Source organism: Pseudomonas sp. BSw22131, from assembly GCF_026810445.1.
In the GTDB taxonomy this organism is placed as follows: Bacteria; Pseudomonadota; Gammaproteobacteria; order Pseudomonadales; family Pseudomonadaceae; genus Aquipseudomonas; species Aquipseudomonas huanghezhanensis.
On the sequence record NZ_CP113949.1, the window covers coordinates 2,926,574 to 2,944,083 of the forward strand.

A 17,510-nucleotide genomic window follows, 5' to 3' on the forward strand; every position below is an offset into this window, starting at 1 on the left:
AGCAAGTACCGATTGGCTAGACACTTATTACGCTCCCAAAGCAGTAAACTGCTGTGGCAAGAGTTCTATAACAACAGCTGACCCATCAAGACAATCAGGGCACAATGCAAAATGTGGTGGAACAGACAATTCATGAATAAGCTGATCACATTGAGCGGACGTGTTGAATAATTGCCCTATGCGACAACCACAAAAGTCACAGTGAACGCGATCAGCGAATAACATGATTAGCCGACCTTCGACGATGAAGCGGCAGGGGTAGACTGCAAAGGACGTTGCTCAGAAAGGCGAACAGGCGGACCTTGAAGGTTATAACGAATGCGCGGATTGTCCTTATAGTAGGTGTCAATCTCATCATTGAAAGGAACATAAACTTCCGTGCCTTTCAAAGAGCGGTAAACATTCTGGAGGCCTTTTTTGTAATCTTCGCCACGTACTTGAAACTCCATAACGGTAGTAACATCAAAGCCGTTGCGGTTTTTATTGGTCACGCCGAGACCGATAATAGAATATGCCTTGTCGCCATCGCCGCGATCAAGAACGTCCTGAATAAATCCGTACGCAATTTTCATATAATAACTCCTTACAATCGAGGAAGTCGGGAATCTATGCCCGGTTTACGATAAGCCCAGCTGGGCACAGTGGTTGTGAAATCACGCCTGAAAGTAACGAAAGCTCGTTTGGCCGCAGCCTGTTTAACAACAGAAGCGGATATAGCTGTAACAAATTGGCGCATGAGCTCATTACAGAGAGCAGAAGCGACAGCGGGATCAGATATAAGACCAGCAATATGGCATTCAACAGCGAAACGGAGTTTCTGATAATCGCTCTTATCCATTAGAAACCCATCCATTCTGCAACGGAAATAGTGCCGCGCTCAGAGGAAACAAGGAAATGCTGCTTATCAGGCTTAATGCCCTGCTCTTTCCGATCATGAAGAACGGCCAACGCTTGTTGAACCTCAGTTTGAAAAGGAGAAGTGGAAATAGCGCGCATACGTGCTTGAAGATCAAGCTGACGGCGCTGGGCGGCAGAAAGGGTTTTACCCTGGAAGCTGACGCGCTTCATGCTGCCACCAAGTGCAAGTGCCGAGGGATAACAGCATGCCGGTAGAACGCAGGAATGCTGGTGTCAAACTTGCGCTCAACTTCGCGAACATTACGAATGAACACAATACCGTGACGTGTGCAGTCAAACGGCAGCTTGATATCAATACCAATGAGACGCAGGCGGGCACGATGCGTCTTGACGGCAGAGGTGTCAAAGTTGAAGGTCTGGCCAGACTGCCAAAGGTGGGCATACCCTGCTGTGGTCATGGCAGCTTTACGAGTATCAACTACGTTTTTTGAAAGTAATTCATCTGCAACAGTGAGCAGATCAAAGTTATTTATTTCGCACTTTTCGCCAATCATAAGAAAACCCCTGTGGATTTCCAGCAATTTATCTTCGTCAAATAGCCCCCAAAACTGGAGACTTTCTCGCTTTAAGAACTCAGAGCGGCACTTAATTTCAGAGCGGACCATACCAACACTTCTGCACCAATCGCGAAGCTCACGTACATACAGAAATTCTTCGGAGTCTTCGCCGAAAGTACGTTTAACACGGGGGAGCAAGTGAGCCTCAAGCTCAGCAGCCTTGGCGTAATTACCCGGATAAACGAGACGACCAGCCTTCTCGCCGCCTTTCGGAGTCCAAACAGTGGTGTTCCCATCAGGGTAGAGATAACCAATGGAATTACGAAAGCGCTGAGAAGAAATGCCCCGCAAGTAAGCACGTTCATTGCCCTGCCCCACATAAAAGTTTGAAGTGAGGTCAAGGCGCTGAAAAACGCTCCATCAACAAACAAGCGCCGTCCTGCAAACGTTTAACAGTTTTGCATTTGGTCATAGGAGGAAGACCGTACTCAGCAAGCAGCGAATTGATGACACGCATGCAGCCATCCAAATTGGGAATACCGAAAACGTTATCCAGCCTGTTAAGTCGGGAGGGGTTACCGTCAACGGTAATGCGACGGCCACAGACATGAATACGAAAGGTGGTCGAATAGCTACCCTCAGCGAAAAACGCTGGGACGCTTGTCGAAAGCAACTCTTCAGTGTCGACGTCAAATCGACGGGTGATGACATCGCCGACCTTTGGAAGGTCGTAGTCATAGTCCTGAAATGCCTTTATCCAATCGTAAAACATCTAGAATCCTGTCAAGACCCACATCCGAGACGCAAAGGTATAGGATATGAGCGGAACCCGTCAACCCTAATACGGTCCCTACTGGTTCCAAATCCGATCTATGGTTATTCATACAGGAAATAGCATCTGTGGACGAAGAGGCACATCAGAGCGGCGAAACGATGAACATCGGTGAAAATCTCAGCAAAGCCAGAGAAGACAAGGGATTGACTCAGGCGCAAGTAGCGGTGAGCGCAGGGATTCCGATATCGACCTACAAAAAATACGAGAGCGGATCACAGCCACCACCAGGGGACCGGATCGGAGCCCTTGCTAGGGCGCTGGGAATTTCGGCTGATCAGCTGGTAATGGAAGAGTCAGAAAGGCACGTGTCAGAGGATTTAAGGGCGCTTTTCAACAGGTTCGACCTGCTGCCAGATGAGATGAAATCGATGGCAAGGATTGTGCTGAGAGGTGTTCTACAAAGCTTCGAGCAGGAGACGTTAAAGTAGAAAAAGTATGCGATTCCATACGAAAGTGGGGGTGTTACAGCACCCCCACCCCGCTCGGCTCCAAAATCCCAAAAATCAAGGACAGAAAAATGCGCGCAGAACGCGACGAGGATGAACCGCGGGTAAGCAACAGAAGAGCCCCAGAGCGGCGCCTAGCGCACGAAATAGCAATAGGCATCATATTGGGAGGATTGGGGCTGGCAGCGATACAGGCTGTGTTTGCGTTCATTGCCTGGCAGATCTACATGCACCAGGTCAAAGTGATATTCGGAGTACCGCAGTAAAAGCGCAGCCTCAGGGAAATTGCCTTCGGGACCAACCACCGAAGCGACTGGCGGGATTGGTCCGTTGCGGTAAAGCAGGTAATCAGTGAAGAGCGTGGCGGCGGACCTTAGGTTTAGTACCAAAAGTTAACCTGGTAATCGCCTCGAGGTCGCCGATCGGGAAAGGCAGTGGTACCAAATCAATCAAGTAGATCGGCCTGAGATGTTTTGTCCAGGAGCTGAGCCGCGGCTGATCGAGCGGCCTCGATTATAGAACGCGACCTGATCAGATCTGATTTGAGCCGGTCATTCTGGATGCGCAAATCATCAATGATGCTGGTCAGGGTTTGATGTCGATCAGCAGCATAGGCGTAAGCCTTGGAACCGGTCGTTGTTCCTGTCAGGCGTTTGAGGGTTTCAACGAAATCGGGATCTGCATCGAGTATCTTCACTAACATTTTGGTACCTATATGTCTGACCAGGTCGAAGTGCCGGCGGAGGTTATGGTACCAAAACTTATCGATAGATCAAGCCTTATGGTACCAAAATGTCAAGCTGCAGCAGATCCTGGAACACGTTATTGGTACCAGCTTCGCATAATGGACGCTATGGATAAATCGGGCACCGGGGGCTTCGCAATTGTCCCGATGCCCGATTCTAGCCGTTGGCAGCAAGTACCATAACGCCTGTTCTATTATGCGAACCCTTGGATAATTGCTTGAGCATCAGTGGCTTACGCTTCCGCTGTCGTGGATCTGACAAGGCAGAAAACAACAACGATAGAAATGAGCAAGGTCATTGAGGACCACCAGAAAGCAGAGTTCGTGGTGTACGGCTGTTGTCAGGCACAACGGTGTAATTAGCGCCGCGTGAGTTAGCTCCATTCCCAAACCCTGGGGCTTGAACCCCAGAGGAAGCAAAAGGACCGCCGCCAGTGGCGGCGGCTCGCTCTGAACCGAGCCGCTCTCCGCCACCACTGGCTGCGCCGGAACAGATAACGGTGCGGTGGCCACCGGGAAAGGTCAAATCAGCTACACACGGTCCGCGCTGAATAACGCCGTAACCAGTCTGCTGTAAATCATCGGATGTTTGCATGAATGAACGGTCATTCTGACTGAGCTGGAACAGCGTGACGGTGCCGCGAGCGACGTTGGTGACACTGCCTTTAATAACGATATCGAAACCCGAAAAAGGATCACTGCTCAAAGGAACAGGCGGCAAATTTTGCTCAGCAGATACGTGAACAGGATCAAGGTTAATAGCCTGCTGAGGACTTTTAACAGGAACATTTTGAGGAGGTTGTACACCGGTTTTAGCTGCAACAGTACCCAGCGGATTGTGGAAAGGATTTCCGTCGTTAACGTAAAAAACACCCCCGATAACAAGTGCGGCCACACCGCGAGGACCAATACGCGCGGAGACGCGAGGGCGTTTTTGCCCGCCATGGTGTCTCGGTGTAGACCGGTTGCTGTGGAGTCGTAGAGCGAGAAAACACGAACATCGATTTTACGAAGTTGAACAATGTTAGAACCATCAGTAGGCGCCTTATTTTCCTGAGCACTGTGCATTGCCTCTTTGTAGTCTTTCTGGACGAGCTTTTTGGTCCACTTGCCCAATAGCATCAAGTTCGAATGCTGATAGGCGGCCTCAGAAGTGTTACGGATGTCGGTGTGCAAATATTTGATATTGGGCATCGTGAGGATCACGTCCCAGTTGAAATGGCGGTGCATGGTCCAAGCAGAAAGCCAATCAGTGGGCTTGTCATCAAGTTTGGCTTTGTCAGGGCCACCGGGATAGTTGAAACGTTCAACTTCCTTGCTGGTCCACTTGCTGGGGAAAATAACCTGAGCCTCGTCGAAGATCAGAAAGGCGTTTCGCGGAGCCCATTGAAACCAAGTTCTAATCCGTTCCATGCCTTCTGTTGATTCGTGGCTGATAAAGAGAACGTCAAAAGTATCAGGGAGATCATCAAACAGAGCTTCGAAACGGTCACGGGACATACCTCGAACGTTGGTAATGATTAAACGACCTTCTTTAGCAGCTGGGACGGCATCGTCCCATACAGCGCCTGAGGTTTTGTAGGAACCGTTAGGCCCATGGTGAATTTTGATTGCCATGGGTCAAGCTCCTGGAATAAAGCGCATCGCCCAGCGAGTGGGAATGGCGGAAAAAAGGAGGCTTAAACCCTGTGGAATTTTGAAGAACGAAAGTGTTGACTGTATATCACCGGGGATGGATGCCCAAGCCGAACTGACAAGTTGGGCTGCTCCACTGTCTGTAATGACCTCCTGAACGACTTCGTAAGCAACGTCGATCATCATGATTTGAGCTGAATGGCACTCCAGATTGAGGCCTTTGTGAGAACAACCATAAGGGACTTTATAAAGTCGTAGATACCAGAATCCATAAAATCCCACTGAGCCTGAAAGAAGTGGGTTGTGCTGCCAAGCCAAGAAATAATTGCGTCCATTTTAATCATGACCTCTAGTGGATAAAGCGCAGATTATAAGAATGCTGGGGACCATGAAAGCGACAAAGATTAAAGGGAAATTTTCAGACAAATAATCCATTTGAACCTCACAGAAAAATTATCAAAAGTGCCATAACGGCAAATACGGCAAAAATGGCAGAAGCTAGCCAGCCGAGAGAACCGGCATATCTATCTAAGCAGAAATCTATGGAGCGATTAAGGACAGTTACCGGAGGCGGACAATATAGGCCCCTGCTCCACCGGACAAGCTTGTATCGCCGATAGGTTGGAAAGCGGATTTGATCTTAGTAAGTGAATCTTTTAAGTCAGTTTTTGCCTTGGTTAATTTATCATCCCATTCGGCAACTTGTGGATCGAAACTGCCGTTCTGTGGGTCTTTGAGAGAGCCTGCATCACCGCCGTCGCCATCACCTTCGTCACCGGTTGCATTACCTGTACCAGTACCAGTAGAAGAAACGCTTTCAAGTCCTGTTCCGTTTGCACCACAAGTGCCGGTACAAGTGCTAGTAGTTGAGGTAGAGACTCCTGAACCATTAGTCTTGCTTGTAGTAGTAGTCTTTGAAGTGGTGGAAGTGCACTTTTTAACATCGGTACAAGTGGTTTTAGTAGCATTATCGGTCTTAACAGATGTTTTAGATCCATCTGTTTCAGTAGTTGTTTTAACGTTGGTATCAATTTTTATAACGTTACTACTTGGCTTTTGATAGATGCAAGTGGTCTTGCCGTTAACAGTGCCACAGTCCTGTTTGCCGTCTTTCTGGGTTTCTTGCTGGGAAGTGCAACTCTGTTCAGTTGAACTGCCAGAGTAAACACATGGGTTGTTGTTTGCGGTGGTGTTCTGCTGAATAGGCGGACATACACCATTAGGACACTCTGCGTCAGTGGCCTTGGTGTTTGGAGTGGTATTTGTAGCATTGCCGGAAAGCTTGCCAATAACATTGCATGTTACTTCGCCAAAGGTGTTAGTTACGCATTCGCTAGTACTAATAGTAGAAACCTCACAGTTGAGGCCTTGTTGAGCAAAAGTAGGAGGAGCTGTAGGAACGCCAGCGTCCCAAAAACCCTTGATGGTATAGGAAAGCCCGGTTCCTCCTGATGATGCAGAGCCGCCAAGCTGGCTAAGCCATTTGCAAGAAGCATCATCATCAGCATCAGTTGCAAGTAAACATGAATTGGACTTGGCGGAAAAGATCATAGGTATGCCGTCTTTAGCGCCAGTTTGATCCTTGCACTTATCACCAACCTTTTGAGGCTCAATAATTTCGCAAGCACCAGTTGAAAGATTAATGTTAGCGGTTTCACAAGTGCCCTGAGCGGCTATGGACCAGCCGTTACCACAGTTATATGTACGAGAAAAGCACGTGTGACGTTAATTGACTCTGACTGACCTGCTATAGCGCCATCAGTTGTGCAGGCTTCAAGGGCGGATGAATATCTAGAACCCGTGTAAGCCCAACAAAGTACCACTCGGCAAACGCTGAGGGGGATAAGAAAAGAAGAAAAAGTAAAAAGTGACGCATAAAAAAACCCCCGTTTCCGGGGGCTGAAGTTAGAGATATTCAGCGCACCGGATACCTGAAACCAGTGCGCTGGCCATGATGACGGCAGCCAGCGCGGACCAGATCACGAATGATCAGACTTTCTTGATCATGGACAAAACGATGCCGACGACGCAGAGAGCGGCCACACAGGCAACAACAGCACCACCAACGCTGATTCCACTCGATTGTGCGGCAGTGATTGCGGCAGTAGCAGCGGTATCGATATCGGCGGCGAGCGAAACGACGGATGCCAGGGCAACAGCTACAGCACCGGTGCCAACAACGGTATTACGGATTGCAGTTTTCATGGTCTAGCCTCTTTTTGCTTTGCGGATTTGAGAAATAATTATTCCGACGCCGAAACCGATTGCAAACAGCGCCAAAGTTGCGTTGAAAAACAGAGTGAAAGTTCCAGCATCAAAACCACCACCGATAACAAGTTCAAGTTGAGCTTGTTCATCAGGGCTTAAAACATAAGTTTCTGTCCAAGTTTGCTGAGTGCAGGAAATAGACCCATCAGATGATGTGGTGAATTGACTGCAAGCAAGTACCGATTGGCTAGACACTTATTACGCTCCCAAAGCAGTAAACTGCTGTGGCAAGAGTTCTATAACAACAGCTGACCCATCAAGACAATCAGGGCACAATGCAAAATGTGTGGAACAGACAATTCATGAATAAGCTGATCACATTGAGCGGACGTGTTGAATAATTGCCCTATGCGACAACCACAAAAGTCACAGTGAACGCGATCAGCGAATAACATGATTAGCCGACCTTCGACGATGAAGCGGCAGGGTAGACTGCAAAGGACGTTGCTCAGAAAGGCGAACAGGCGGACCTTGAAGGTTATAACGAATGCGCGGATTGTCCTTATAGTAGGTGTCAATCTCATCATTGAAAGGAACATAAACTTCCGTGCCTTTCAAAGAGCGGTAAACATTCTGGAGGCCTTTTTTGTAATCTTCGCCACGTACTTGAAACTCCATAACGGTAGTAACATCAAAGCCGTTGCGGTTTTTATTGGTCACGCCGAGACCGATATAGAATATGCCTTGTCGCCATCGCCGCGATCAAGAACGTCCTGAATAAATCCGTACGCAATTTTCATATAATAACTCCTTACAATCGAGGAAGTCGGGAATCTATGCCCGGTTTACGATAAGCCCAGCTGGGCACAGTGGTTGTGAAATCACGCCTGAAAGTAACGAAAGCTCGTTTGGCCGCAGCCTGTTTAACAACAGAAGCGGATATAGCTGTAACAAATTGGCGCATGAGCTCATTACAGAGAGCAGAAGCGACAGCGGGATCAGATATAAGACCAGCAATATGGCATTCAACAGCGAAACGGAGTTTCTGATAATCGCTCTTATCCATTAGAAACCCATCCATTCTGCAACGGAAATAGTGCCGCGCTCAGAGGAAACAAGGAAATGCTGCTTATCAGGCTTAATGCCCTGCTCTTTCCGATCATGAAGAACGGCCAACGCTTGTTGAACCTCAGTTTGAAAAGGAGAAGTGGAAATAGCGCGCATACGTGCTTGAAGATCAAGCTGACGGCGCTGGGCGGCAGAAAGGGTTTTACCCTGGAAGCTGACGCGCTTCATGCTGCCACCAAGTGCAAGTGCCGAGGGATAACAGCATGCCGGTAGAACGCAGGAATGCTGGTGTCAAACTTGCGCTCAACTTCGCGAACATTACGAATGAACACAATACCGTGACGTGTGCAGTCAAACGGCAGCTTGATATCAATACCAATGAGACGCAGGCGGCACGATGCGTCTTGACGGCAGAGTGTCAAAGTTGAAGGTCTGGCCAGACTGCCAAAGGTGGGCATACCTGCTGTGGTCATGGCAGCTTTACGAGTATCAACTACGTTTTTTGAAAGTAATTCATCTGCAACAGTGAGCAGATCAAAGTTATTTATTTCGCACTTTTCGCCAATCATAAGAAAACCCCTGTGGATTTCCAGCAATTTATCTTCGTCAAATAGCCCCCAAAACTGGAGACTTTCTCGCTTTAAGAACTCAGAGCGGCACTTAATTTCAGAGCGGACCATACCAACACTTCTGCACCAATCGCGAAGCTCACGTACATACAGAAATTCTTCGGAGTCTTCGCCGAAAGTACGTTTAACACGGGGAGCAAGTGAGCCTCAAGCTCAGCAGCCTTGGCGTAATTACCCGGATAAACGAGACGACCAGCCTTCTCGCCGCCTTTCGGAGTCCAAACAGTGGTGTTCCCATCAGGGTAGAGATAACCAATGGAATTACGAAAGCGCTGAGAAGAAATGCCCCGCAAGTAAGCACGTTCATTGCCCTGCCCCACATAAAAGTTTGAAGTGAGGTCAAGGCGCTGAAAAACCGCTCCATCAACAACACAAGCGCCGTCCTGCAAACGTTTAACAGTTTTGCATTTGGTCATAGGAGGAAGACCGTACTCAGCAAGCAGCGAATTGATGACACGCATGCAGCCATCCAAATTGGGAATACCGAAAACGTTATCCAGCCTGTTAAGTCGGGAGGGGTTACCGTCAACGGTAATGCGACGGCCACAGACATGAATACGAAAGGTGGTCGAATAGCTACCCTCAGCGAAAAACGCTGGGACGCTTGTCGAAAGCAACTCTTCAGTGTCGACGTCAAATCGACGGGTGATGACATCGCCGACCTTTGGAAGGTCGTAGTCATAGTCCTGAAATGCCTTTATCCAATCGTAAAACATCTAGAATCCTGTCAAGACCCACATCCGAGACGCAAAGGTATAGGATATGAGCGGAACCCGTCAACCCTAATACGGTCCCTACTGGTTCCAAATCCGATCTATGGTTATTCATACAGGAAATAGCATCTGTGGACGAAGAGGCACATCAGAGCGGCGAAACGATGAACATCGGTGAAAATCTCAGCAAAGCCAGAGAAGACAAGGGATTGACTCAGGCGCAAGTAGCGGTGAGCGCAGGGATTCCGATATCGACCTACAAAAAATACGAGAGCGGATCACAGCCACCACCAGGGGACCGGATCGGAGCCCTTGCTAGGGCGCTGGAATTTCGGCTGATCAGCTGGTAATGGAAGAGTCAGAAAGGCACGTGTCAGAGGATTTAAGGGCGCTTTTCAACAGGTTCGACCTGCTGCCAGATGAGATGAAATCGATGGCAAGGATTGTGCTGAGAGGTGTTCTACAAAGCTTCGAGCAGGAGACGTTAAAGTAGAAAAAGTATGCGATTCCATACGAAAGTGGGGGTGTTACAGCACCCCCACCCCGCTCGGCTCCAAAATCCCAAAAATCAAGGACAGAAAAATGCGCGCAGAACGCGACGAGGATGAACCGCGGGTAAGCAACAGAAGAGCCCCAGAGCGGCGCCTAGCGCACGAAATAGCAATAGGCATCATATTGGAGGATTGGGGCTGGCAGCGATACAGGCTGTGTTTGCGTTCATTGCCTGGCAGATCTACATGCACCAGGTCAAAGTGATATTCGGAGTACCGCAGTAAAGCGCAGCCTCAGGGAAATTGCCTTCGGGACCAACCACCGAAGCGACTGGCGGGATTGGTCCGTTGCGGTAAAGCAGGTAATCAGTGAAGAGCGTGGCGGCGGACCTTAGGTTTAGTACCAAAAGTTAACCTGGTAATCGCCTCGAGGTCGCCGATCGGGAAAGGCAGTGTACCAAATCAATCAAGTAGATCGGCCTGAGATGTTTTGTCCAGGAGCTGAGCCGCGGCTGATCGAGCGGCCTCGATTATAGAACGCGACCTGATCAGATCTGATTTGAGCCGGTCATTCTGGATGCGCAAATCATCAATGATGCTGGTCAGGGTTTGATGTCGATCAGCAGCATAGGCGTAAGCCTTGGAACCGGTCGTTGTTCCTGTCAGGCGTTTGAGGGTTTCAACGAAATCGGGATCTGCATCGAGTATCTTCACTAACATTTTGGTACCTATATGTCTGACCAGGTCGAAGTGCCGGCGGAGGTTATGGTACCAAAACTTATCGATAGATCAAGCCTTATGGTACCAAAATGTCAAGCTGCAGCAGATCCTGGAACACGTTATTGGTACCAGCTTCGCATAATGGACGCTATGGATAAATCGGGCACCGGGGGCTTCGCAATTGTCCCGATGCCCGATTCTAGCCGTTGGCAGCAAGTACCATAACGCCTGTTCTATTATGCGAACCCTTGGATTTACCTCGGGGGTGGTTCTGCTGATCATTTGAGCACGTTGCGTCCGCCGCGGCTGCTGTCTTCGACCACTGTCAAACTCTGGCTGGGTAATGACAAAGGAACTGACGAAGCAACCTACACGCTCGACGGCTCAGCAAGCTGAGACGCCTTCGCGCATCGGTTCTATGTCTACGACAGAATTGATAGAAACCTTGCGTAGTTATCGAGGAGCCAATAACCAACCACGTAGACACCACAAGCTAGGAAAACACAGCTAAAACTGTAAGGGCTGCGACTGGAACATATTCGTCTTCTGATCCATCGTCGGGACGAAGAAGAAGCTGTGAATCAATACCAAGCCCCGGAGCGCCGAGCTGTAACCCAACAACAAGGGCTCCATATGTAACAATGAGCGAAGAATATTCCTGAACATGATCAACCTGCACGTGACGCCCGAGGAGCCCTACGGGATCGATACCACTCAAAGGAGAAAATGAACATGATATTTTTTCATTTTGGATGGCGGAAATCCAAGGCTGGAACGCGGGCGCAACACCAGCAAGCCGGGCAGATTCTGTAGAATGTTGATTAGCCATTTTGATCCTCCATAGATCACTTTGGTCAGCAGACTGGGGAGCTTACGACTCCCTGTTCTGCATTGATCGGCAGGATTGCCGAAATATTAAAGAAGTCTTCCAGCGGTTATTGCGGCGCGCATATACAACTTAAGTTCACGAGCAATGTTTGATTCACTTTGGCGACATAACTTTTCAAATTCAGCCTTAAGACCAGAGTTCACCCTAAAGTTAAGAGTTGAATCAAGCTCTTCTCCGACAGCATCTAATCGTTTAAACGCCGTCAAACCTGCGCGCTGGTCACGAACACGGTTAGACTGATTCCGAAATTGAACCAACTTATCTTCTTCTTCGTTCATTATAGTTACCTTGTAGTTACATGGACTGTATCTAGAATGTACAAGCGTGTTCTGTATCTGTCAAGTAGTTACAAGATAACTACATTTGAATTTGACGAAGTGGAAAGCATCACGCTGATTTAATTGAAGATTTATTTTGTTAAGCCACGGCAATCGTGGGATACCACGGTAAAGTGGGGGTGTAACAGCACCCCCACTCGCTTCGCTCGAAAACCCAATCAGCGAAAGCAAAAAATCAGATCGAAAAAGGAGCAGCAGATGTCAGCAGAGACGTACACGTGTGGTCACTGTCATTTTGAATTTAACAAAGGTGTAACGGCCTGCCAGGGCTGTCTAGGGACAGTCATTTGGGGAGCTACGCAACAAGAAATGCACCAAGCCGGACAGTTCATGGCTATCGTCGGTGCGGTTTTGGGCGCTCTGCTGATGTTTGGACTACCGGAATTACTCAATAAATACCTGGGCACATCCATAACGCTAGGCTACGGCTTAGGGTTTGGGACGATCATTCCGATAGGGATCATGGGGCTTATCGGTTATTTCTGGGGATCGAACAACGCAGCTAAAGAACACCGCGGGAAGTGCCGTACCTTCCGCTAGGACAGCTGGCCAACCGGTGCTGATACATCGGACCTGCCGGGACCTATCAGACGATAGCGCTACACGTCACGGAACCGCGCAGGCTACGCGCAATATCCGGAATAACGCCTTGGGCAAATCAGGGCGCGAAGTGACACCACGGTGACTACAAGCTTTTTTGAACGCGAAGAAAACCCCAGGGCTCTAGAGAACGCTGGGGTTTTTCTTTGGGCGATAGACCGGCCCGCGTTGCGGGGTATCGGCGCCGGTATTGCAACGCACTAGCGAGGATCTGCGAAGCGCCTAATGCCCTTCGGGCAGGTCGAGGTATACCTACCGAATGTGGATCTCAAGCCAGCCATCAGAAACGTTACGAACGTTCCGACTATGAATGTTCGAACCAAGTGAAAAATTACGGGTGAGCCCTGCATCCGCGCCTTCAAGCAATTCAACCGCAGCGCTATCGGCGTGTTGAGCGCGTATCTGGTCACCGATTTCTACATACAAGGTGCCGCCAACGCGCGTGCGGACGACTGTCGAAGAGTCAAAATCCCAGCCTTGAAGGTCGTATTTGACAGATACATCACGAAGTTGAATGTCTCCATCAGTGAGATTCACACCACTAAAAGTGACATTTGCTTTGCCGTCATAGCTACTCATTGCGAACTCTCTTCATCCAGTGAGAACGCAGCATAGCTCAGTGTTTCGATAGAGGAAAAACAAAAGGCCCAGCTGGTAACAGGGCCTTTTGGTGGAGCTTCGACGGTACTTTGTAACTGACAAGGTGAGCTAAAGCTCGACGCGATTATTGTCACATGCATCAGGCGATGCAAGTGCTACTGACCGATGATGATGAAGTAACTGAATTATGATTGCATTTTGCTGATCGAGCTCGATCACCAGGTCAAAGAAATGCAATCAAAAGGGCCACGCATAATGCACGCTATGTGTAAATCAGACGTCGGGGCTGCGCGATTTTCCCGACGCCTGATTCGTCCAGGGACGGCTTCGCTAACATAACGTGCACCACATTATGCGAACCCTTGGATTTACCTCGGGGGTGGTTCTGCTGATCATTTGAGCACGTTGCGTCCGCCGCGGCTGCTGTCTTCGACCACTGTCAAACTCTGGCTGGGTAATGACAAAGGAACTGACGAAGCAACCTACACGCTCGACGGCTCAGCAAGCTGAGACGCCTTCGCGCATCGGTTCTATGTCTACGACAGAATTGATAGAAACCTTGCGTAGTTATCGAGGAGCCAATAACCAACCACGTAGACACCACAAGCTAGGAAAACACAGCTAAAACTGTAAGGGCTGCGACTGGAACATATTCGTCTTCTGATCCATCGTCGGGACGAAGAAGAAGCTGTGAATCAATACCAAGCCCCGGAGCGCCGAGCTGTAACCCAACAACAAGGGCTCCATATGTAACAATGAGCGAAGAATATTCCTGAACATGATCAACCTGCACGTGACGCCCGAGGAGCCCTACGGGATCGATACCACTCAAAGGAGAAAATGAACATGATATTTTTTCATTTTGGATGGCGGAAATCCAAGGCTGGAACGCGGGCGCAACACCAGCAAGCCGGGCAGATTCTGTAGAATGTTGATTAGCCATTTTGATCCTCCATAGATCACTTTGGTCAGCAGACTGGGGAGCTTACGACTCCCCTGTTCTGCATTGATCGGCAGGATTGCCGAAATATTAAAGAAGTCTTCCAGCGGTTATTGCGGCGCGCATATACAACTTAAGTTCACGAGCAATGTTTGATTCACTTTGGCGACATAACTTTTCAAATTCAGCCTTAAGACCAGAGTTCACCCTAAAGTTAAGAGTTGAATCAAGCTCTTCTCCGACAGCATCTAATCGTTTAAACGCCGTCAAACCTGCGCGCTGGTCACGAACACGGTTAGACTGATTCCGAAATTGAACCAACTTATCTTCTTCTTCGTTCATTATAGTTACCTTGTAGTTACATGGACTGTATCTAGAATGTACAAGCGTGTTCTGTATCTGTCAAGTAGTTACAAGATAACTACATTTGAATTTGACGAAGTGGAAAGCATCACGCTGATTTAATTGAAGATTTATTTTGTTAAGCCACGGCAATCGTGGGATACCACGGTAAAGTGGGGGTGTAACAGCACCCCCACCCCGCTCCGCTCCAAAATCCCAAAAATCAAGGACAGAAAAATGCGCGCAGAACGCGACGAGGATGAACCGCGGGTAAGCAACAGAAGAGCCCCAGAGCGGCGCCTAGCGCACGAAATAGCAATAGGCATCATATTGGGAGGATTGGGGCTGGCAGCGATACAGGCTGTGTTTGCGTTCATTGCCTGGCAGATCTACATGCACCAGGTCAAAGTGATATTCGGAGTACCGCAGTAAAAGCGCAGCCTCGGGGAAATTGCCTTCGGGACCAACCACCGAAGCGACTGGCGGGATTGGTCCGTTGCGGTAAAGCAGGTAATCAGTGAATAGCGTGGCGGCGGACCTTAGGTTTAGTACCAAAAGTTAACCTGGTAATCGCCTCGAGGTCGCCGATCGGGAAAGGCAGTGGTACCAAATCAATCAAGTAGATCGGCCTGAGATGTTTTGTCCAGGAGCTGAGCGGCGGCTGATCGAGCGGCCTCGATTATAGAACGCGACCTGATCAGATCTGATTTGAGCCGGTCATTCTGGATGCGCAAATCATCAATGATGCTGGTCAGGGTTTGATGTCGATCAGCAGCATAGGCGTAAGCCTTGGAACCGGTCGTTGTTCCTGTCAGGCGTTTGAGGGTTTCAACGAAATCGGGATCTGCATCGAGTATCTTTACTAACATTTTGGTACCTATATGTCTGACCAGGTCGAAGTGCCGGCGGAGGTTATGGTACCAAAACTTATCGATAGATCAAGCCTTATGGTACCAAAATGTCCAGCTGCAGCAGATCCTGGAACACGTTATTGGTACCAGCTTCGCATAATGGACGCTATGGATAAATCGGGCACCGGGGGCTTCGCAATTGTCCCGATGCCCGATTCAGGCCGTTGGCCGCAAGTACCATAACGCCTGTTCTATTATGCGTAACAGGATATTGCAGCCTCACACCAACCCCTGACATGCTTTCCACGCAGCAGAAACTCTCTACACCGATCCTCCCTTAAATCCCTCGATCTCTCAGCCACCCTCAGCCAGCACCTCAAGGATCAAGCTCATGAAACGGATGTCGATTGCGTTAGCGTTATGCGTTTGCGTTATGCGTTTGCGTCAGTACACATACGCGCGCTGAAGATCCTTTGATCATGCCGTTCGCTGTGCAGATCCAGCGAGCCACCAGCGCCACCCTGTGTGAAACCTACAGAGGCGACAGATCACCCATTGGTCTTGACGTGTCCAAGCAATGCAGCCAACGCGCCAGTGCAGAGTTCGCCAGTATTACGGACCAGAATTGTAAATCCCGGCCTGCATACGTCCCGAACCGTTACCGAGCACTTATATTAAATACCCTGAATCGAACCCCAAACCCGATCCACCTCCAAAACACTCATCCCTGAATCACCTGAAACCAACAAAACAGGCATGATTACCGGCGTAAAACGTAGCTGTTCAATATTTGCCGAAAGCAAGTACCCTCGTCGTGCCTTTCTTGTTTGCATCACCCATGAAGACGCTGACAAGTAAGGTTGAAAGTTAGCTCAACTAAACAGACATTTAATGTAGCTATTTCTCGCGCAGACTTAATGGGCAATACTTACACGTATTCCCTCCTCCCAGTAACGTCTGGCGACGGCAGCGCCGAGATCGGCTTTGCTGGGGAAGTGGTAATAAATACTCGTACGCTTGATGCCAACAGCCTGAGCGAGGTCGCGAAAATTCAAGCCATTGTAACCTTGTGACTGAGCAATCCTGGTGGCGGCTGTCAGGATGGATTCTCGGGCGTTGGTGCTCATGGGGTCTTGCGCTCTGGTGGCGATGTCTGGTTTTAAAGTGCCGGCATGCTAAAGCAAAAGTATGAGTTTGTTCAGCCAGACGTTTAACTTTCAGTCGATACCGGAAATGCCAGGCGGCGGCACTTCCGGACCGGAAAACGCTGATTACCCGCGATGTCAGTTGGCAGGCGAATCCAGCTCAGGCACACCGCTGCTGCGGTAGGCATAAGCCGCCTCGAACGCGGGACGCTTATGCAAGCGCTGCCAGTAAGCGTCCAGAAACTCGTAGCGCTCGTCCAACGGCGTGGCATTGACCGGGGACTTGGAAAACGCGATAGCAGTTGCCAGCGTAATGTCCGAGAACGTTGGAGCTTCGCCGCCCAGTAGCCACTCACGGCCGTCAGACAGATGACGATTGACCAGCGCTGGATGAAACACACCGCGGAGCGCTCGCCGGAAACAGTGATTGTCAGTCTGTTTATTTGGGCTTACCTTATACAAAACCTATACAAGGCAACTACCCATGTACAAGAACGCGCAATGGCCGTTGATGCTGTACTTCGACGGGGAATGCCCGCTTTGCGCTCGGGAAATCAAGCTCCTGCGCGCACGCTCCACCGAAGACCGGTTGTTGCTGGTCGACATGAGCGACGATGGCTTTGATGCCCAGGCGCTGGGGTTCACTGTGGAGCAGATGCAGTCGGCGCTTCATGCCAGATTTGCCGATGGCCGGTGGGTGACAGGGCTGGATGCGACGCTCTGGAGCTGGCGGGCGGCGGGCTTGGGCAAGTGGGCTGCACCGCTCTCCTCCCGCGCGCTGCGGCCGCTGTTCGAGATCGGCTATCGCCTGTTCTGTCGGCTGCGCCCGCATCTGGCGTGGCTGCCTCACCCGGACGGTAGCCGCCGTTGCCGGGTAAACCGTTGAATTCGTGGGAGCGC

25 protein-coding genes and 2 pseudogenes are annotated in these 17,510 nt (G+C 49.7%); 4 read left to right on the top strand and 23 right to left on the bottom strand.

Going from position 1 to position 17,510, the window contains the following annotated elements; all coding sequences use genetic code 11:
* Positions 1-227: 227 nt before the first annotated feature.
* The 4 genes from OYW20_RS12990 to OYW20_RS13005 form a co-directional block, all read right to left on the bottom strand.
* Positions 228-572 carry a hypothetical protein gene (locus tag OYW20_RS12990; RefSeq protein ID WP_268796401.1) on the bottom strand — a complete coding sequence of 115 codons (345 nt, stop codon included), beginning with the start codon at positions 570-572 and terminating at the stop codon, positions 228-230.
* Positions 573-837: 265 nt separating this feature from the next.
* Positions 838-1,068, bottom strand: a complete 231-nt coding sequence (locus tag OYW20_RS12995; protein ID WP_268796402.1) for a hypothetical protein — start codon at positions 1,066-1,068, stop codon at positions 838-840.
* Positions 1,065-1,766: a phage/plasmid replication domain-containing protein gene (locus OYW20_RS13000; RefSeq protein WP_268796403.1), complete on the bottom strand. Its 702-nt coding sequence runs from the start codon at positions 1,764-1,766 to the stop codon at positions 1,065-1,067. Before OYW20_RS13000 ends, OYW20_RS12995 begins: the two co-directional genes overlap by 4 nt.
* Positions 1,767-1,812: 46 nt before the next feature.
* On the bottom strand, positions 1,813-2,187 hold the full coding sequence (locus tag OYW20_RS13005; RefSeq protein ID WP_268796404.1) for a hypothetical protein: 375 nt from the start codon (positions 2,185-2,187) through the stop codon (positions 1,813-1,815).
* A gap of 128 nt (positions 2,188-2,315) precedes the next feature.
* Here OYW20_RS13005 and OYW20_RS13010 point away from each other — a divergent pair, with 128 nt between their 5' ends.
* Positions 2,316-2,678 carry a helix-turn-helix domain-containing protein gene (locus OYW20_RS13010; protein WP_268796405.1) on the top strand — a complete coding sequence of 121 codons (363 nt, stop codon included), beginning with the start codon at positions 2,316-2,318 and terminating at the stop codon, positions 2,676-2,678.
* A 463-nt stretch (positions 2,679-3,141) separates the two neighbouring features.
* Here the strand turns inward: OYW20_RS13010 and OYW20_RS13015 are convergent, their stop codons facing one another.
* The 10 genes from OYW20_RS13015 to OYW20_RS13060 all read right to left on the bottom strand — a co-directional run bounded on the left by OYW20_RS13015 (position 3,142) and on the right by OYW20_RS13060 (position 9,697).
* Entirely contained in the window at positions 3,142-3,399 is a 258-nt protein-coding gene (locus tag OYW20_RS13015) for a hypothetical protein (protein ID WP_268796406.1), read from the bottom strand.
* Between the two features lie 744 nt (positions 3,400-4,143).
* Positions 4,144-5,058: a zonular occludens toxin domain-containing protein gene (locus OYW20_RS13020; protein ID WP_268796407.1), complete on the bottom strand. Its 915-nt coding sequence runs from the start codon at positions 5,056-5,058 to the stop codon at positions 4,144-4,146.
* A gap of 3 nt (positions 5,059-5,061) precedes the next feature.
* Positions 5,062-5,394: a DUF2523 family protein gene (locus OYW20_RS13025; RefSeq protein WP_268796408.1), complete on the bottom strand. Its 333-nt coding sequence runs from the start codon at positions 5,392-5,394 to the stop codon at positions 5,062-5,064.
* A gap of 243 nt (positions 5,395-5,637) precedes the next feature.
* Positions 5,638-6,627, bottom strand: a complete 990-nt coding sequence (locus tag OYW20_RS13030) for a hypothetical protein (protein ID WP_268796409.1) — start codon at positions 6,625-6,627, stop codon at positions 5,638-5,640.
* A 438-nt stretch (positions 6,628-7,065) separates the two neighbouring features.
* The gene (locus OYW20_RS13035; RefSeq protein WP_268796410.1) at positions 7,066-7,281 is read right to left on the bottom strand and encodes a hypothetical protein; all 216 of its coding nucleotides are present in this window, start codon (positions 7,279-7,281) and stop codon (positions 7,066-7,068) included.
* Between the two features lie 3 nt (positions 7,282-7,284).
* The gene (locus tag OYW20_RS13040) at positions 7,285-7,539 is read right to left on the bottom strand and encodes a hypothetical protein (protein ID WP_268796411.1); all 255 of its coding nucleotides are present in this window, start codon (positions 7,537-7,539) and stop codon (positions 7,285-7,287) included.
* A gap of 186 nt (positions 7,540-7,725) precedes the next feature.
* Positions 7,726-8,004, bottom strand: coding sequence for a hypothetical protein (locus OYW20_RS13045; RefSeq protein WP_268796412.1), 279 nt, complete (start codon positions 8,002-8,004; stop codon positions 7,726-7,728).
* A 345-nt stretch (positions 8,005-8,349) separates the two neighbouring features.
* A complete protein-coding gene (locus OYW20_RS13050) occupies positions 8,350-8,580 on the bottom strand; it encodes a hypothetical protein (protein ID WP_268796402.1) in 231 nt (76 codons plus the stop codon).
* Entirely contained in the window at positions 8,577-9,032 is a 456-nt protein-coding gene (locus OYW20_RS13055) for a phage/plasmid replication protein (RefSeq protein WP_268796413.1), read from the bottom strand. Before OYW20_RS13055 ends, OYW20_RS13050 begins: the two co-directional genes overlap by 4 nt.
* A complete protein-coding gene (locus tag OYW20_RS13060; protein ID WP_268796414.1) occupies positions 8,993-9,697 on the bottom strand; it encodes a hypothetical protein in 705 nt (234 codons plus the stop codon). The genes OYW20_RS13055 and OYW20_RS13060 overlap by 40 nt, the downstream gene beginning before the upstream one ends.
* A 128-nt stretch (positions 9,698-9,825) precedes the next feature.
* Between OYW20_RS13060 and OYW20_RS13065 the strand changes: the two genes are divergently transcribed.
* A complete protein-coding gene (locus OYW20_RS13065) occupies positions 9,826-10,044 on the top strand; it encodes a helix-turn-helix domain-containing protein (protein ID WP_268796415.1) in 219 nt (72 codons plus the stop codon).
* Between the two features lie 603 nt (positions 10,045-10,647).
* On the opposite strand, the gene OYW20_RS13070 is transcribed toward OYW20_RS13065, so the two are convergent.
* From OYW20_RS13070 to OYW20_RS13080, 3 genes are all read right to left on the bottom strand, one after another.
* Complete coding sequence (locus OYW20_RS13070) at positions 10,648-10,905, bottom strand: hypothetical protein (protein WP_268796406.1); 258 nt, start codon at positions 10,903-10,905, stop codon at positions 10,648-10,650.
* A 493-nt stretch (positions 10,906-11,398) separates the two neighbouring features.
* A complete protein-coding gene (locus OYW20_RS13075; RefSeq protein WP_268796416.1) occupies positions 11,399-11,734 on the bottom strand; it encodes a hypothetical protein in 336 nt (111 codons plus the stop codon).
* 86 nt (positions 11,735-11,820) lie between these two features.
* Entirely contained in the window at positions 11,821-12,072 is a 252-nt protein-coding gene (locus OYW20_RS13080) for a hypothetical protein (RefSeq protein ID WP_268796417.1), read from the bottom strand.
* Positions 12,073-12,330: 258 nt separating this feature from the next.
* Here OYW20_RS13080 and OYW20_RS13085 point away from each other — a divergent pair, with 258 nt between their 5' ends.
* The gene (locus tag OYW20_RS13085; RefSeq protein WP_268796418.1) at positions 12,331-12,672 is read left to right on the top strand and encodes a hypothetical protein; all 342 of its coding nucleotides are present in this window, start codon (positions 12,331-12,333) and stop codon (positions 12,670-12,672) included.
* 312 nt (positions 12,673-12,984) lie between these two features.
* On the opposite strand, the gene OYW20_RS13090 is transcribed toward OYW20_RS13085, so the two are convergent.
* The 6 genes and pseudogenes from OYW20_RS13090 to OYW20_RS13115 form a co-directional block, all read right to left on the bottom strand.
* Complete coding sequence (locus OYW20_RS13090) at positions 12,985-13,311, bottom strand: hypothetical protein (RefSeq protein ID WP_268796419.1); 327 nt, start codon at positions 13,309-13,311, stop codon at positions 12,985-12,987.
* A gap of 628 nt (positions 13,312-13,939) precedes the next feature.
* A complete protein-coding gene (locus OYW20_RS13095; RefSeq protein WP_268796416.1) occupies positions 13,940-14,275 on the bottom strand; it encodes a hypothetical protein in 336 nt (111 codons plus the stop codon).
* A gap of 87 nt (positions 14,276-14,362) precedes the next feature.
* Positions 14,363-14,614: a hypothetical protein gene (locus OYW20_RS13100; protein ID WP_268796417.1), complete on the bottom strand. Its 252-nt coding sequence runs from the start codon at positions 14,612-14,614 to the stop codon at positions 14,363-14,365.
* A gap of 611 nt (positions 14,615-15,225) precedes the next feature.
* Positions 15,226-15,483, bottom strand: coding sequence for a hypothetical protein (locus OYW20_RS13105; protein ID WP_268796406.1), 258 nt, complete (start codon positions 15,481-15,483; stop codon positions 15,226-15,228).
* A gap of 920 nt (positions 15,484-16,403) precedes the next feature.
* Positions 16,404-16,592, bottom strand: a pseudogene (locus tag OYW20_RS13110) (TetR/AcrR family transcriptional regulator); the annotation flags it as partial.
* A 156-nt stretch (positions 16,593-16,748) separates the two neighbouring features.
* Positions 16,749-17,003: pseudogene (locus tag OYW20_RS13115) on the bottom strand (glutathione S-transferase); the annotation flags it as partial.
* 91 nt (positions 17,004-17,094) lie between these two features.
* On the opposite strand from OYW20_RS13115, the gene OYW20_RS13120 reads away from it, so the two are divergent.
* Entirely contained in the window at positions 17,095-17,496 is a 402-nt protein-coding gene (locus tag OYW20_RS13120) for a thiol-disulfide oxidoreductase DCC family protein (RefSeq protein ID WP_268796420.1), read from the top strand.
* Positions 17,497-17,510 lie beyond the last annotated feature (14 nt).

Coding starts and splice junctions, on each gene's coding strand:
- OYW20_RS13050 (WP_268796402.1), bottom strand. CDS start 8,580: ATGAAGCGCGTCAGCTTCCAGGGTAAAACCCTTTCTGCCGCCCAGCGC.
- OYW20_RS13095 (WP_268796416.1), bottom strand. CDS start 14,275: ATGGCTAATCAACATTCTACAGAATCTGCCCGGCTTGCTGGTGTTGCG.
- OYW20_RS13070 (WP_268796406.1), bottom strand. CDS start 10,905: ATGTTAGTGAAGATACTCGATGCAGATCCCGATTTCGTTGAAACCCTC.
- OYW20_RS13090 (WP_268796419.1), bottom strand. CDS start 13,311: ATGAGTAGCTATGACGGCAAAGCAAATGTCACTTTTAGTGGTGTGAAT.
- OYW20_RS12995 (WP_268796402.1), bottom strand. CDS start 1,068: ATGAAGCGCGTCAGCTTCCAGGGTAAAACCCTTTCTGCCGCCCAGCGC.
- OYW20_RS13075 (WP_268796416.1), bottom strand. CDS start 11,734: ATGGCTAATCAACATTCTACAGAATCTGCCCGGCTTGCTGGTGTTGCG.
- OYW20_RS13105 (WP_268796406.1), bottom strand. CDS start 15,483: ATGTTAGTAAAGATACTCGATGCAGATCCCGATTTCGTTGAAACCCTC.
- OYW20_RS13055 (WP_268796413.1), bottom strand. CDS start 9,032: ATGGTCCGCTCTGAAATTAAGTGCCGCTCTGAGTTCTTAAAGCGAGAA.
- OYW20_RS13080 (WP_268796417.1), bottom strand. CDS start 12,072: ATGAACGAAGAAGAAGATAAGTTGGTTCAATTTCGGAATCAGTCTAAC.
- OYW20_RS12990 (WP_268796401.1), bottom strand. CDS start 572: ATGAAAATTGCGTACGGATTTATTCAGGACGTTCTTGATCGCGGCGAT.
- OYW20_RS13120 (WP_268796420.1), top strand. CDS start 17,095: ATGTACAAGAACGCGCAATGGCCGTTGATGCTGTACTTCGACGGGGAA.
- OYW20_RS13060 (WP_268796414.1), bottom strand. CDS start 9,697: ATGTTTTACGATTGGATAAAGGCATTTCAGGACTATGACTACGACCTT.
- OYW20_RS13030 (WP_268796409.1), bottom strand. CDS start 6,627: ATGATCTTTTCCGCCAAGTCCAATTCATGTTTACTTGCAACTGATGCT.
- OYW20_RS13015 (WP_268796406.1), bottom strand. CDS start 3,399: ATGTTAGTGAAGATACTCGATGCAGATCCCGATTTCGTTGAAACCCTC.
- OYW20_RS13005 (WP_268796404.1), bottom strand. CDS start 2,187: ATGTTTTACGATTGGATAAAGGCATTTCAGGACTATGACTACGACCTT.
- OYW20_RS13100 (WP_268796417.1), bottom strand. CDS start 14,614: ATGAACGAAGAAGAAGATAAGTTGGTTCAATTTCGGAATCAGTCTAAC.
- OYW20_RS13085 (WP_268796418.1), top strand. CDS start 12,331: ATGTCAGCAGAGACGTACACGTGTGGTCACTGTCATTTTGAATTTAAC.
- OYW20_RS13035 (WP_268796410.1), bottom strand. CDS start 7,281: ATGAAAACTGCAATCCGTAATACCGTTGTTGGCACCGGTGCTGTAGCT.
- OYW20_RS13020 (WP_268796407.1), bottom strand. CDS start 5,058: ATGGCAATCAAAATTCACCATGGGCCTAACGGTTCCTACAAAACCTCA.